The 14,833-nt window shown below is 60.2% G+C and carries 10 protein-coding genes; all 10 read left to right on the top strand.

The genetic code is table 11. From position 1 onward, the window contains the following. The first annotated feature begins 3 nt into the window (after positions 1-3). The 10 genes from BF99_RS0107895 to dnaE all read left to right on the top strand — a co-directional run bounded on the left by BF99_RS0107895 (position 4) and on the right by dnaE (position 14,752). Entirely contained in the window at positions 4-921 is a 918-nt protein-coding gene (locus BF99_RS0107895) for a phosphatidate cytidylyltransferase (RefSeq protein ID WP_197019076.1), read from the top strand. After that, complete coding sequence (ispC, locus tag BF99_RS0107900) at positions 918-2,246, top strand: 1-deoxy-D-xylulose-5-phosphate reductoisomerase (protein ID WP_025770438.1); 1,329 nt, start codon at positions 918-920, stop codon at positions 2,244-2,246. The genes BF99_RS0107895 and ispC overlap by 4 nt, the downstream gene beginning before the upstream one ends. Further along, positions 2,243-3,643, top strand: a complete 1,401-nt coding sequence (rseP, locus tag BF99_RS0107905) for an RIP metalloprotease RseP (protein WP_025770439.1) — start codon at positions 2,243-2,245, stop codon at positions 3,641-3,643. The genes ispC and rseP overlap by 4 nt, the downstream gene beginning before the upstream one ends. A 156-nt stretch (positions 3,644-3,799) precedes the next feature. Continuing rightward, positions 3,800-6,088 (top strand): outer membrane protein assembly factor BamA, encoded by a 2,289-nt coding sequence (gene bamA / locus BF99_RS0107910; RefSeq protein WP_038097746.1) that lies wholly within the window; start codon positions 3,800-3,802, stop codon positions 6,086-6,088. A 45-nt stretch (positions 6,089-6,133) separates the two neighbouring features. Continuing rightward, on the top strand, positions 6,134-6,664 hold the full coding sequence (locus BF99_RS0107915) for an OmpH family outer membrane protein (protein WP_025770441.1): 531 nt from the start codon (positions 6,134-6,136) through the stop codon (positions 6,662-6,664). A gap of 95 nt (positions 6,665-6,759) precedes the next feature. After that, positions 6,760-8,400 (top strand): UDP-3-O-(3-hydroxymyristoyl)glucosamine N-acyltransferase, encoded by a 1,641-nt coding sequence (lpxD, locus tag BF99_RS23920; protein WP_025770442.1) that lies wholly within the window; start codon positions 6,760-6,762, stop codon positions 8,398-8,400. Then, positions 8,397-9,215, top strand: a complete 819-nt coding sequence (gene lpxA / locus BF99_RS0107930; RefSeq protein ID WP_025770443.1) for an acyl-ACP--UDP-N-acetylglucosamine O-acyltransferase — start codon at positions 8,397-8,399, stop codon at positions 9,213-9,215. Before lpxD ends, lpxA begins: the two co-directional genes overlap by 4 nt. 95 nt (positions 9,216-9,310) lie before the next feature. Continuing rightward, positions 9,311-10,444, top strand: coding sequence for a lipid-A-disaccharide synthase (gene lpxB, locus BF99_RS0107940; protein ID WP_038097751.1), 1,134 nt, complete (start codon positions 9,311-9,313; stop codon positions 10,442-10,444). Between the two features lie 32 nt (positions 10,445-10,476). Continuing rightward, the gene (rnhB, locus tag BF99_RS0107945; protein ID WP_025770446.1) at positions 10,477-11,061 is read left to right on the top strand and encodes a ribonuclease HII; all 585 of its coding nucleotides are present in this window, start codon (positions 10,477-10,479) and stop codon (positions 11,059-11,061) included. 82 nt (positions 11,062-11,143) lie between these two features. Beyond that, positions 11,144-14,752 carry a DNA polymerase III subunit alpha gene (gene dnaE / locus BF99_RS0107950; RefSeq protein WP_025770447.1) on the top strand — a complete coding sequence of 1,203 codons (3,609 nt, stop codon included), beginning with the start codon at positions 11,144-11,146 and terminating at the stop codon, positions 14,750-14,752. Positions 14,753-14,833 lie beyond the last annotated feature (81 nt).

Below are 14,833 nucleotides of genomic sequence, written 5' to 3' on the forward strand. Positions count from 1 at the left end.
CCGATGCCGCATGCGCCTCGAAACCGAAGCCGTCATCGCACAGAGGAAGCCCTCGGATCGAGGATATTGACCTCGGTCATCGTCGCCCCGGCGGTGGCGGCGATGATCCTCGTTTTTCCCGCATGGGCCGTGGCCCTGATCTTGGCCCTCGTCGCCGTCGCCGCCGGTCGAGAATGGGGGCGCATGATCCCCGACGGGATCGTATTCATACCGATCATCGTCCTATCCATGCTCGTATCGGGGATCATCGCTTTCGGATATTCACCCGATTGGCTGGGGCTGATATGCGCCCTCTCTTTGCTTGGCTGGGGGATGGCTCTGGTCTGGATCGTGCGCTTCGAGCGCGGACTCGATGTGCCCTTTTTGACGCATTCGATGGGACATATCGTGATCGGATGGTGGGTCATCGTGCCCACATGGTGCGCCCTTATCTACCATCTTCTTCAAAACCCCGGATCGTCGGGATCGGGTAAGTGGCTGCCGGACGGCGATTGGTGGGATTGGCCAGGACAGTGGCGGCTTCTTTTTATCCTGCTCTTGGTTTGGGTCGCCGATACCGGGGCCTATTTTTTCGGGCGCATCTTCGGAAGGCGCCCCTTGGCCGAAAATACGAGCCCGGGCAAATCCATCGAGGGAGTGGCCGGGGGGCTGGTAGCGGTCATCGCATTGATGCTGGCGACGGGATTGTTTGTCGAGTGGTCGAGAATGCAAATGCTGGTATTCGTATCGTTGGCCGTCGTCGTTTTTCTTTTTTCGGTATTGGGAGATCTCTTCGAGAGCCTCGCCAAACGCCATCGGGGGATCAAAGACAGCGGTCGTTTGCTGCCGGGACATGGCGGGATACTCGATCGAATGGATAGTTTGAGCGCCGCCGCTCCCGCTTTCGTCGTCGGGCTCGAGATTTTGCGGGTGTTCTCATGAGGCTTTTGACGGTACTGGGATCCACCGGCTCGGTCGGGAAGAGCACCCTCGATGTGGTGGCTCGCAATCGAAGGAAATTCCAGGTCCACGCCCTTGCGGCGCATTCCAATGCCGAGGTCTTGGCCGAGCAGTGTCGACGCTTTCGTCCCCGTCATGCGGTCTTGGTCGATCCCGCCGCCGCTCGCGATCTCGGCGAGATGCTCGGTGTCGATCACCCCGATATCGAGGTATCGAGCGGGGTCGAGGCCTTGATCGAGATCGCGGCGCACCCACAAGTGGATTCGGTCATGGCCGCGATCACCGGCGCGGCGGGTCTGGCTCCCACGCTGGCTGCGGTGAATGCGGCAAAGCGGGTCTTGCTTGCGAACAAGGAGTCCTTGGTGGTGGCCGGGGGGCTGCTGATGGATGCCGCCGCCCGATCCGGAGCCGATATCCTGCCTGTCGATAGCGAGCATAACGCGGTATTTCAGTGCATCGTCGGCGCAGGGCTATCGAAGAGCCAAGATGCCGCATCGGGGCATGGACTTGCAAGCCTTTCCGAGCCATCGTCGATATCCTCGATAGCAAGAAGCGCCCGCCCGAGGCGTATCGTGTTGACGGCCTCCGGGGGGCCATTTCGCGATCGTGCGCTCGATACCTTGCATCGGGTGAGACCCGATGAGGCTTGCGCCCACCCCAACTGGTCGATGGGGCGCAAGGTATCGGTCGATTCGGCGACCATGATGAACAAGGGGCTGGAGGTCATCGAGGCTTGTCGGCTGTTCGATCTTCCCATCGAGAAGGTGGAAGTGCTGATCCACCCTCAAAGCCTGATCCACTCGATGGTCGAGTACGAGGATGGATCGATGCTGGCCCAGATGGGCTCGCCCGATATGCGCATCCCGATCGCCCATGCGATGGCTTGGCCCGAGCGCATGCCCTCGGGGGCGACCCCCCTCGATTTGGCCAAGGCCGGGCGGCTCGATTTCGAGGCTCCCGATTTCGAGCGTTTCCCCTGTCTGCGCTTGGCGTTCGAGGCGGTGCGAGCGGGGGAGACGGCGATGATCGCCCTCAACGCTGCCAATGAGATCGCGGTCGAATCCTTTCTCGATCACCGGCTAACATTCGATCGCATTTCAACGGTGATCGAAAAAACGATCGAGATTTGCAGCGCCCGCTGTGCCTCCAAGACCCCTTCGGATCTGGAATCGGTGCTCGCCGTCGATGCCATGGCCCGCACCGAGGCCAAAGGTGTCGTGGATGCCCTCGACGAACGCCCTCCAAAGACAACTCTTGAGCGACGATATCGGGATAAAAAAGAGCCGAAGGAGTCGAACGGGCGATGATCATGGATTTTATCGACTGGATGTCGGAGCCGCTCTATGCGGTGGCGGGATTCGTGATCGCGATCGGCGTATTGGTCGCGGTCCATGAATTCGGCCACTACTGGGTGGCGCGGCGTTGCGGCATCAAGGTGCTCAAATTTTCCATCGGATTCGGTCGCCCCATCGTGCACTATCGTGCCGGCCGCGACCGTACGGAATACGCCCTTTCCGCCATTCCCTTGGGGGGCTATGTGCGGATGCTCGACGAGCACGAAGGGGAGGTGGACGAATCGGAGCGACATCGAGCCTTCAACCGCAAGCCATTGATCGCCCGAGCGGCGGTGATCGCCGCCGGTCCCGCCTTCAATTTTCTCTTTGCGATCGTCGCCTTGGCTTGCGTGCAATTCATCGGGGTCGAGGGTCTGCGCCCCTTGGTGGGGGGGGTCGAGCCCGACTCGGCGGCGGCCAAGGCCGGTTTTCGACCCGGGGATGCATTGCTGTCGGTCGAGGGCGAGCCGACCGCTCTTTGGCAATCGGCATTGCCGATGATCGTCGCCTCATCCTTGGAGAAAAGGGAGATCGACATCGAGGTCGTCGACGATGCCGATCGATTGCACCGAAGAACCATCGATCTCGAAGGCATTGCCCCCGACGATCTCGCCGGCCGCTCGATCCTCGAACATCTGGGGATCGAGCCCGAGTGGGTACCGCTGCCGGCGGTGATCGCCGAGGTCGTTGCCGCTTCGCCCGCCTCCCGATCCGGTTTGCGGGCCGGAGATCGCGTGATCGAGGCCGCAGGAGAGGATATCGAATATTGGGGGGATTTGGTCAGGGCGATCCGCTCCCGGCCCGAGCAGGAGGTTCCCCTCGTCGTCCGCCGCGATCAAGGACAAACGATCACGTTGACGGTGGTTCCCGAGGCGATCGAATACGAACAAGAGCGATTCGGGCGCATCGGGGTGATACCCTCTCGCACCCTGCCTCCCGAGGTGCGGGAAAAGTATTTCTTCACCGAACGCAAAGGCTTTACCCAAGCGCTGATCGGTGGCATCGACGAGACCGGTGACATCATCATGCTGACCCTGCGCGTGATGGGAAAAATGATATCCGGAGACATCTCCCCGAGGCATATCAACGGGCCGATCGGTATCGCCGATTACGCCGGTGATTTCGTCAGGAGCGGCTTGTCGCAATTTTTGGGGTTCATGGCGGTGATCAGCATCGGTCTGGGGATCATCAATCTGCTGCCGATTCCGATCCTCGATGGAGGGCATCTGCTGTTTTGCGTGATCGAGACCTTTCGCAGGCGACCGCTTTCTCGAAAGGTCCATATCGCCGCCAACGGGATCGGCATGGCATTCATCGCCGGATTGATGAGCCTGGCCTTTTACAACGATCTGTCGCGATTGTTCGGATGATTGTTCGGATGAGTCCGAAAAACTTCGATGTCGGGTAAGATCGTGCGATAATTGCCGTTTGATTGCCATTCGTTCTCGGTATCGATTGGCTCGCATCGATTGGCGCTGCGCTTCTTTGTCGTCGGACGGATCTCCCGAGCCGGAGGGTCATTTCTCTTGAATCGCCCGTTTTTCCCCCTGATCTCAGGTCTTTTATTGTGGGCGGCGGTGCAGATCGCCGCGGCGATCGAGCCCTTTACCGTCGAGGATATTCGGATCGACGGCCTGCAGCGGATCACCCGGGATACCGTCTTTAGCTATCTTCCGATCGAGGTCGGGGACCGGGCCGACGACGATCGAATCGCCGATGCCATCAAGTCGCTTTTCAAAACCGGATTTTTCAGCGATCTCGATATCTCCCGATCCGGTGAAACATTGGTGATCACGGTCGTCGAGCGCCCCTCGATCGGGCGCATCGCGTTCAGCGGCAATCGCAATATCGATACCGAGAATTTGAAAAACGCCCTCGAGAATGTCGGTTTCGTCGAAGGACGGGTATTCGACCGCTCCATCTTCGATCGGGTGGAGCAGGAAATCCGTCGGGCCTATTTCGCCCAAGGTCTTTACAGCGCCCGTATCTCAAGCACGGTCAATCCTTTGGAACGCAATCGGGTCGAGGTGCTTTTCGATATATCGGAAGGAATTGCCGCAAGGATCCGCCAGATCAATATCGTCGGCAATGTCTCTTTCGACGAGGACGACCTGCTCGATGAGTTCAGCTCGATTACCGGGGGCTTTTTTTCCATCATCCGCAGCGCCAACCTCTATTCCAAGTCGAAACTCGCCGCCGACCTCGAAGTCTTGCGCTCCTATTACCTCGATCGAGGCTTCGTCAATTTCAATATCGACTCCACCCAAGTCTCGATCACCCCCGATAAAAAAGATATCTACATCACCATCAATATCTCGGAAGGGCTTCGCTATATCGTTCGCGATATCAATCTGCAAGGCGATGTCGGGGATATCGAAGCGGAACTACGGGACTTGATCATCGTCCGATCGGGGGATATTTTTTCCCGCCGGGAAGTAACCGAGAGCTCGAGGCTGATCGGAGAGCGCTTCGGCAACGATGGATATCTTTTCGCCAACGTCAACGCCGTGCCCATTTTGGATGACGAGACGGGGGCGGTCGATCTCGATTTCTATATCGATTCCGGCAAGAGAGTCTATGTTCGTCGGATCAATTTCAGCGGCAATGCCAAGACCCGGGATGAAGTGCTGCGGCGAGAGATGCGACAACTGGAGGGCAGCTGGGTATCGACCAGCGCCATCCGGCGGTCCAAAGAACGTATCGAGCGCTTGGATTTCTTCGATTCGGTCGAGGTCGAGACCCTCCCCGTTCCCGATACCGACGATCAAGTGGATATCGACTTCACGGTCTCGGAAAAATCATCCGGCAACATTCTCCTAGGGGCCGGATTTTCCCAATCCGAAGGGGCGGTTTTGAGCAGCAGCATCACCGAGAAGAATTTCCTCGGCACCGGAAGCCGCGTCAAATTCTCCTTCGATAACAGCGAAGTCAATCGTGATATCTCGGTCTCTTGGCTGAATCCCTACTGGACCATCGATGGCATCAGCCGAGGCTTCGATGCCTACAATCGGCGTACGGATGCCAGCGCCGCCAACCTCACCGACTACAACTTGGACGATATCGGGGCGGCCTTGAATTTCGGCATTCCGGTATCGGAGTTCACCGATATCAGGGTCGGATTGGAGGTCAAGCAGACCGACTTCATCTTGGGGACCTCGCCCTCGGAAGAAATCATTCGCTTCAACGAGCAAAATGGCCCGGATTTCATCACCTTGCTGGCCAGTACCTCGTGGTCCAGAGATGGTCGCAACAGCTGGATTTTGCCGACCACAGGCAGCCTGTCGCGCTTGCGGGCGGAAATCGCCCTGCCCGGGGGCGATCTGACCTACTACAAAATATCCGCCCAGCATCAGCACCTCTTTCCGATACCGGGCAGCTTCGTGTTGATGCTCGAAGGCGAGGTCGGATACGGAGAGGGTTATGGGGATTTGACCAGCCTGCCCTTGACCGACAACTTCTTCGTCGGGGGGTTGCGCTCGGTGAGGGGCTTTACCGCCAATACCTTGGGGCCCCGAGATTCCAAGGGGGATCCCTTGGGGGGCAGCCTCAAGACCGTGGGGAGCGCGGAGTTGGTCATTCCCATTCCCTTCGTCGATGATGCCGGGGCGTTGCGGGTTGCAAGCTTCTTCGATATCGGCAATGTCTATGGCCCCGACGACGAATTCGATGCCGACATGCTTCGCTATTCCACCGGTATCTCCGCTTTGTGGTTGTCTCCGATCGGCCCTTTCACCTTGAGCCTTGCCGCTCCGGTCGGGGAAGAGCCCGGGGATGATACCCAGAGCTTTCAATTCACCTTCGGTACCAGTTTTTAAAAAGAGGTCAACAGTCATAAGATGACTACTTCGATTCGCTCGGCGATGCATCGAGCATCGATCGTCGGCATCGCTTCGGTCTTGCTTGCGATCGCGGCATCGGATCGCTCGGCGATGGCGCAAAATGTCAGGGTCGGCTTCGTCAATTTCGCGGCCTTGCTGGATAACGCTCCGCAATCGGAGGCGGCGAGCCAGCAGATCCAGCAGGATTTCGCCAAAAGGGATCGCGATATCCTCGCCCAGCAGCAGGAATTGGCGACCAGGGAGGAAAACCTGCGCCGCAATGCTGCGATCATGTCCGTGGAAGAGCGCACCCGGCAGCAGGGGGAATTGCGTCGATTGGAACGCGAATTGCGTCGCACCCAAGAGGAATTCCGGGAAGACCTGAATCTCAGGCGCAGCGAGGATCTAAGCGCCCTGCAAAAGATGATGGCCGAGGTGATCCGGGAAATGGCGCGCGAGGAAAGCTACGATCTGATCATCACCGACGGCGTGATCTTCGCCGGGCAAAATGTCGATATCACCGATCGTGTCCTCGAGCGACTGCAGGCTCGATTCGAAAGCCCGGATTCTTGAGAATCGCTCGCCCCGGGCCCGGGTTCGATCGACTCGAAGGCTCATCGGCGGGCTTGAAAGCCCGACCACCGACCCTCGCCGCCTAAGCACCGATCATGTCGCATCGCCTCGGGGAGATTGCCGAGCATATCGGAGCCCGCCTTGTCGGTGGGGACGGGCGAATCGCCGGTGTCGCCGATATCGAAGTGGAAAGGATCGCCGCCTTGGATGCGGCGGGGCCGCAAGACATCTCCTTTTTCTCCAATCCCCGCTACCGGAATCGTTTGGCTTCGACGCAGGCGGTGGCGGTGATCCTCGCCTCGGATTTCGTCGCCGAATGCCCCGGGGCGAGTTTGGTCGTCGACGACCCTTACCTCGGCTATGCCAAGGCGGCGACCCTGTTTTCCTCGCCGCCCTCGTTACCTCCCGGCATCGCCGCCGGAGCCTTCGTCCATCCAAGCGCCGATATCGCTGACGGGGCCTCGATAGGCAGCGGCTGCGTCATCGAGCAGGGGGCGAAGGTCGGCGAGGGGAGCGTCTTGGGTGCGGGAGCCTTTCTCGGTCGAGGCTCGGCCATCGGTCCCAAGTGCCATATCGGCCCTCGAGTCGTGATCGGCGAGCGGGTGACCATCGGATCGGGGGCCATCGTTCATCCCGGGGCGGTCATCGGAAGCGATGGCTTCGGCTTTGCGATCGACGGCGAACGCTGGTTCAAAATCCCCCAGCTCGGCGGAGTGCGAATCGGCGACGATGTGGAAATCGGAGCCAATACCACCATCGATCGCGGAGCCTTGGAGGATACCGTGATCGATAACGGGGTGAAGATCGACAATCAGATCCAAATCGCCCATAACGTGAGCATCGGAGCCCATAGCGCAATCGCCGCCGGGGTCGCCATCGGGGGTAGCGCCCGCATCGGGAAACGCTGTCGAATCGGAGGGGCTGCGGCCATCGCCGGCCACTTGGAAATCGCCGATGATGTGGTCTTGACCGCAACCTCGGCGGTTTCGTCCTCCATCGCCGAAGCGGGTACCTATTCATCGGGAATGCCGATACAGGAGAATTTGCGCTGGCGGCGCAATATCGCCCGCTTTCGACGTCTCGACGAGATGGCCAAACGTTTGGCGTCCATCGAAAGCGAGCACCGTCGATACCGGCGGTCTACAAGCGAACCGTCGGCAAATACCGAAGGGGCGCCGCCCCGCACGAAGGAAGCGGCGACATCCCCGGCGCGAAAGGAGCCGCCCTTTGCCGATCGAGGCCATACCGCAACCGAACGAATGCCTACCGGAGAGCCAGACTCCATGCCTGCCTTGTCAATCGAAGAAATTCTTGCCTGCCTTCCGCATCGCTATCCTTTTTTGCTGATCGATCGGGTGATCGATTACGTCCCCGGACAATCGATGGTGGCGATCAAGAACGTCACCATCAACGAGCCTTTCTTCCCCGGTCATTTCCCGGGCCGTCCGGTGATGCCCGCGGTGATGATCTTGGAGGCCATGGCCCAAACCACCGGGGTCCTTGCGCTGCGCTCGTTCGAAAAGACCCCTTCTCAAAATGCGATGTACTACCTTGCCGGGGTGGATCGCGCTCGCTTCCGGCAGCCGGTGGTTCCCGGGGATCAGTTGCGGATCGAGGTGCGCATCCTTCGCCGTCCCAGCCGCGGGATCTGGAAGATCGAGGCCAAGGTAACGGTGGATGGCAAGCTCGTGGCCGACGCCGATATCCTCGGTGCCTTGCGGGACGAAGAAGAGTGATTCATCCCCGGGCCATCGTCGATTCCGGGGCCGATCTCGCCCCCGATGTCGAGGTCGGTCCTTTCAGTGTGATCGGACCCGAGGTCGAGATCGATCGGGGAACGACCATCGGATCGCATGTCGTGCTCGAGGGCCCGACCCGTATCGGTCGCAATAACCGCATCCACTCCTTCGCCTCGTTGGGGGGCGCCCCGCAGGATATGAAATACAAGGGCGAGGCCTCGCGCTTGGAAATCGGGGACGATAACGTCATCCGTGAATACTGCACCTTCAATCGGGGCACGGAGCCCGGAGGGATGCTCACCCGAATCGGCGATCGAAACTGGATCATGGCCTACGTCCATATCGCCCATGATTGCCTGCTCGGCAACGGGATCGTCATGGCCAATGCCGCCTCTCTCGCCGGGCATGTGGAGATCGATGACGAGGCGATTTTGGGCGGCTTCTCGACGGTGCGTCAGTTTTGTCGTATCGGCACCGGATCCTTCCTTGCGATGTCTTCGTGCGCCTTGAAAGACGTCCCGCCCTTCATCACCGCCGCCGGCAATCCGGCGAGCCCTTATGGCCTCAACAGCGAGGGGCTAAGACGTAGAGGGGTATCGGCCGAGGTGGTGCAATCTTTGAAAAAGGCTTACCACACCGTCTATCGCCAAGGGTTGTCGGTCGATGATGCCATCTCGAGGCTAAAGGGCATTGCGGCCGAGGTTCCGCAAGTGGAGCGTTTTTGCGCTTTCGTGCGCCAATCGAAGCGAGGGATCGTGCGCGATCGATCGTCTCGTCGGGAAGATACTCCCCCGTCGGCTTCGGAGCCCTAGGAGATCGAGCGATCCCCTCGATCGTCGTTCTCGATATCATCTTCGAGATATCCCGTCTCCCATCGAGCCGGCATGCGATTTTTGCCAAGGAGCGGATGCTCAAACTCGCCATCGTCGCCGGGGAACCATCGGGTGATCTGCTGGCCGGGGCCTTGATCCGAGCCTTGCGCGCCCGCCACCGGGACTTGCACTTCGAGGGAATCGCCGGCCCGGAGATGATCAAGGCCGGTTGCGATTGTCTCGTGCCATTGGAACGCCTTTCAGTCATGGGGCTGATCGAGGTCTTGGGCCGTTATCCGGGGCTTGTACGCTTGCGTCGCCGATTGATCCGACGCTGGATCGCGGATCCTCCGGACATCGTCGTCGGGGTGGACGCCCCGGATTTCAATCTGACTTTGGAGCTGGCATTGCGCCGGGCCGGGGTGCGTACCGTCCATTTCGTCAGCCCCTCGGTCTGGGCTTGGCGACAATACCGGGTGCGCAAAATCAAGCGGGCGGTGGATATGATGCTGACCCTCTTTCCCTTCGAGGAGGATTTTTACGCAAAGCACCGCATCCCCGTGCGTTTCGTCGGACACCCCTTCGCCGACGAGATCGAGATGGATCCGGATCGAGACGAGGCGCGTACGAGGCTCGGACTCGAATCGCAAGGAGTGATCGTCGCCTTGTTACCCGGCAGTCGTATCGGCGAGTTAGGCGCATTGGCCGAGCCCATCGTTCGAACGGCCCGCTGGATTCATCGACGCCGACCGGAGATCCGCTTCGTCGGCGCCCTTGCCAACCCATCCACCTTCGATCTCTTCTCCCAAGCGTTGGCACGCCATGCCCCCGACCTTCCTTGCTCGGTGTTTCTCGGCGGCGCGCGGGATGCGATGACCGCAAGCGATGCGGTATTGCTCGCCTCGGGTACCGCTACCTTGGAGGCCATGCTGATCAAAAGGCCGATGGTGATCACCTATCGCGCGAAGCGTCTGACTTGGGAACTGGGTCGGCGACTGCTAAAGGCGCCGCATATCGGGCTTCCCAATCTCCTTGCGGGCGAGCGATTGGTTCCCGAGCTCTTGCAAGACGATGCGGTTCCGGAGCGCTTGGGACCGGCGGTGCTCGAATGCCTCGATCATCCGCAGCCGGAGCGGATCGACACCTTCCGGCGCATCCACCGCCGCTTGCGCAACGACGCTGCGGCCAAGGCGGCCGAGGCGGTGCTGGAAGTGGCGCTTGGGAAATAAGCGAAGCCCGAACGAGCCGAGAAAGAGAAAAAGTGGAAGACTATGTGGCCGGGGTCGACGAGGCGGGACGAGGTCCGCTCGCAGGCCCGGTCTATGCCGCCGCCGTGATCCTCGATCCGCAAGTGCCCATCCCCGGCATCGACGATTCCAAGCGCCTTTCCCCTGCGCGCCGAGAGGCGATGGAAAAAGCCATCCATCGCCATGCCCTCTCCTTTGCCGTGGCTCGGATCGACGCTGCGGAGATCGATCGAATCAACATCCTGCAAGCGACGATGAAGGCGATGCGCGAGGCCCTGTTGGCGCTCGATCCGCCTCCGCACAGAGCGCTCATCGACGGCAATCGATGTCCGCAGCCGCTGCCCTTTCCGGCACGGGCGATCATCGGCGGCGATGGCATCGAAGCGGCGATCGGGGCGGCCTCGATCCTTGCCAAGGTCGCCCGCGATCGCGCGATGATCGATCTGGATCGCCGCTACCCCCGATACGGCTTCGCCCGCCATAAGGGTTATGGAACGCGGGCTCATCTCGAAGCCCTGCGCTCTTTCGGTCCCTCGCCTGCGCACCGCCGCAGTTTCGCTCCGGTGCGCATCGCCGCCGCCGACCGCACTCTTCGGTAAAATCCGTCTCGGATCGAGCGATCGGCGGCGGTCGGCGATCCAATCGTCGCTTCAACCCTTGGCCTTGTATGGTGGAAGATGCATGAACGCTTTGCTCGAAGAGTCGGCGGAATCGGCGATATCGGGTCTCGCTTCGGACTCGATCCCCTCGATGGCCGACGAAGATGACACCAAGACGATGCCGGATCCCGTTGCGCAGTCCGCTCCCTTCGTGCACCTGCATTTACATTCGGAATATTCCTTGGTCGATGGGGTCACCCGCATTCGCCCGCTGATCGAGCGGGTCAAGGAACAGCGCTTCCCGGCCGTTGCCATTACCGACCATGCCAATCTCTTTTGCATGGTGCGCTTTTATGGCCGCGCGATCGCTGCGGGCATCAAGCCGATCATCGGCGTCGACTTGCCCATCGCTCCGATCTCGGCTACCGATCCCGTTGGAACGATGCTTTTGTTGGCGATGGGAGATCGAGGCTATCGGCAGCTGACCCGTCTGTTGACCCGTTTTTACTCGGACGATCGCTCCGCTTCCAATCCGGCGGCGCAGCGAGCGTGGTTCGACGACGGGGTCAGCGATCTCATCGCCATTTCTCCCGGCCCCGACGGCGATGTGGGGCAGGCGCTGCTGCATGGCAATATGGATCGGGCCATGCGTCGGACGGAGCAGTGGGCGAAGATCTTCGAAGATCGTTTTTATCTTTCGGTGCAGCGCACCGGGCGGGAGCCGGACGAGCCTTGTTTGGAGGCGAGTTTGGACTTGGCGAGCGAATTCTCCTTGCCGATCGTCGCCTCGAACGATGTGCGTTTTTTGCATCGGGAGGATTTCAAGGCTCACGAAACGAGGGTGTGTATCCGAGAGAGCCGAATCATCGCCGACCCCAGACGGCCGAGACGTTATAGCTCCGAGCAATATCTCAAATCGGCCGATGAGATGGTCGAACTCTTCGCCGACCTTCCCGAGGCCATCGAAAACAGCGTCGAGATCGCCCGCCGCTGCACCTTGCGCGTTTCTCTGGGCGGGGCTTATCTGCCCGAATTCCCGATCCCCGATGGCTATGCCCTCGATGATTGGTTCGCCGAACGGGTGGAAGAGGGATTGAAGCGACGATTGAGCGTTCCTTGCAATGGCGCTCCGCCGGTGGCCGAAGACGATCGAGCACCCTACCGGCAGCGGATCGAAACCGAACTCGAAGTGATCCGACGCATGGGCTATGCGGGCTATTTTCTGATCGTGGCCGATTTCATCCGCTGGGCGAAAGAGCAGGGGATCCCGGTGGGTCCGGGGCGCGGCTCCGGCGTCGGCTCGCTGGTCGCATACTCTTTGGGTATCGTCGATCTCGATCCCTTGTACTACGACTTGCTCTTCGAACGCTTCCTCAATACCGAACGCATCTCCTTGCCGGATTTCGATGTCGATTTTTGCATGCAAGGACGCGATCGGGTGATCGAGTATGTATCGGAGCGCTACACCCCGGATCATGTCTCCCAGATCATCACCTTCGGCACCATGGCCGCCAAAGCGGTGGTGCGCGATGTGGGTCGGGTGCTCGGCCATCCTTACGGCTTCGTGGATCAGATCGCCAAGCTGATTCCGGCGGATCTGGGCATGACCTTGGAGCGGGCGATCGGCGAGGAGCCGCTCAAAGAACGCTACGCTGCGGACGAGGAGGTGCGCATGATCATCGACCTCGCCCGCAAACTCGAGGGCGTCGCCCGCAATGCCGGGCGGCATGCCGGAGGGGTGGTGATCGCTCCTCGCCCGTTGAACGAGTTCACCGCGCTTTATCGGGAGCCGGGCTCGGATAGCGCGGTGACCCAATTCGACAAGGACGATATCGAGTCCATCGGATTGGTCAAGTTCGATTTTCTGGGCCTTAGAACCCTGACCATCATCGACTGGACCGTCGAAGCCGTCAATCGACAACGGCAAGCGGCGGGAGAGCCCACTCTGGATATCGGCTCTTTGCCCATGGACGATGCCGGGGTCTACAAACTGGTCCAACGCGGCCAAACCACCGCCGTCTTCCAGCTCGAATCCCGCGGCATGAAAGAGCTTGTGCGCCGATTGCGCCCCGATTGCTTCGACGACCTCGTGGCCCTCGTGGCTCTGTTCCGCCCCGGTCCCTTGCAATCGGGCATGGTGGAGGATTTCATCAAGCGCAAGCACGGGATCACCCAAGTCGAATACCCGCATCCGGCGGTGGAGCCGATCCTCAAACCCACCTACGGGGTGATCCTCTATCAGGAGCAGGTGATGCAGATCGCCCAGGTTCTTGCGGGCTATTCCCCCGGGGGCGCCGATATCCTGCGCAGCGCGATGGGCAAGAAAAAGCCCGAGGAGATGGAAAAGCAGCGCGGTATCTTCATGCAAGGGTCGAAAGAAAGGAAGATCGACGGGAAAACGGCCCGCAATATCTTCGACCTGATGGAAAAATTCGCGGGCTACGGCTTCAATAAATCCCATTCGGTGGCTTATGCCTTGCTGTCTTTTCGCACCGCTTGGCTCAAAGCGCACCACCCGGCGGCGTTCATGGCCGCGGTGCTCTCGGCGGATATGGACAATACCGACAAGGTGGTCGATCTGATCCGGGAATGCGAGGCATTGGGGCTCGATATCCTTCCCCCGGCGATCAACGAATGCCTCTGCCGCTTCAGCGCCGCCGACGATCGCACCATCCGCTACGGATTGGGGGCGATCAAAGGGGTAGGGGAGTGGGCCATCGAGGGGGTCATCGCCGAGCGGGAAGAAAACGGTCCCTTTTCGGATCTTTTCGATCTGGTTCGGCGCACGGATCAAAAGCGGGTCAATCGGCGAGTGCTCGATTCGCTGATCCGGGCCGGGGCTCTCGACGATCTCGGTCCCCAAGCCCCCACCGTCTCGAATCGGGGTGTGGTTCGGGCCACGCTCTCGCAAAGCCTGACCGATGCCATGCAGGCCGCAGAGCAAATCTCGCGCAATCGATCGAAAGGTCAGGATGATTTCTTCGGCGGGGATCTTGCAGGCGAGGAGATCCGCAGTCGTTTCGTCACCGGCCATGAGTGGTCGAAAGAGGATATTCTCGACGGGGAAAAAGAGAGCCTCGGCCATTATCTGAGCGGTCATCCCATCGATCGATACGAGAGCGATCTGGCGGTGATCGCTCCCGTCGAAATAAAACATTTGAAGCCGAGCGAGGATTCTCGCACCATCGTCGGATTGGTGACCGGGGTGCGAACCCACAATACCCGTCGAGGACGAATGGCCGTCGCCACCGTCGAGGATCGAAGCGGTCGGGTCGAGGTTCGGTTATTCTCGGAAATCTTCGAGCGCTACCGAGAACGGATCGCAAAGGATCGTTTGGTGGTCATCGACGGCGAGATCGAGGACGACTCCTATACCCAAGGGTGTTCGGTGGTGGCCGCTCGGGTGCGCGATATCGTGAGCGTGCGCGAAGATCGGGCGAGCCATATCCTGATCGATCTCGATGATTCCCAGGTCGAAAAGGCGGTGGGGGCCTTGAAAGAGACGATCGAGCCTTGGCGGCGGGGGAGCACCCGCATTCATATCCGCTATCAAAGCCTCGACCTGAAGGTGGATTTACCCTTGGGCGATTCATGGCTGGTGCGACCGGTGGAAGATCTGCTCGCCGGGTTGCGCAGCGTGTCGGGTGTCAATCGAGTGCATGTGGTGTACCCGACGGGCAGCGCCTCCTAGGGCCGATCTCCAAGGCATCTTGGCATTGCGTGCACGATATGGGCGGCGCCGCTCGCCGAGCGTGGATCGGGTCGTTTTTCC

It is taken from the genome of Thioalkalivibrio sp. HK1, assembly GCA_000583135.1.
Taxonomy (GTDB): domain Bacteria; phylum Pseudomonadota; class Gammaproteobacteria; order HK1; family HK1; genus HK1.

Excerpts from the sequence above, each read along its gene's own strand:
- BF99_RS0107895 (WP_197019076.1), top strand. The coding sequence starts at position 4 with ATGCCGCATGCGCCTCGAAACCGAAGCCGTCATCGCACAGAGGAAGCC.
- ispC (WP_025770438.1), top strand. The coding sequence starts at position 918 with ATGAGGCTTTTGACGGTACTGGGATCCACCGGCTCGGTCGGGAAGAGC.
- rseP (WP_025770439.1), top strand. The coding sequence starts at position 2,243 with ATGATCATGGATTTTATCGACTGGATGTCGGAGCCGCTCTATGCGGTG.
- BF99_RS0107915 (WP_025770441.1), top strand. The coding sequence starts at position 6,134 with ATGCATCGAGCATCGATCGTCGGCATCGCTTCGGTCTTGCTTGCGATC.
- lpxD (WP_025770442.1), top strand. The coding sequence starts at position 6,760 with ATGTCGCATCGCCTCGGGGAGATTGCCGAGCATATCGGAGCCCGCCTT.
- lpxB (WP_038097751.1), top strand. The coding sequence starts at position 9,311 with ATGCTCAAACTCGCCATCGTCGCCGGGGAACCATCGGGTGATCTGCTG.
- dnaE (WP_025770447.1), top strand. The coding sequence starts at position 11,144 with ATGAACGCTTTGCTCGAAGAGTCGGCGGAATCGGCGATATCGGGTCTC.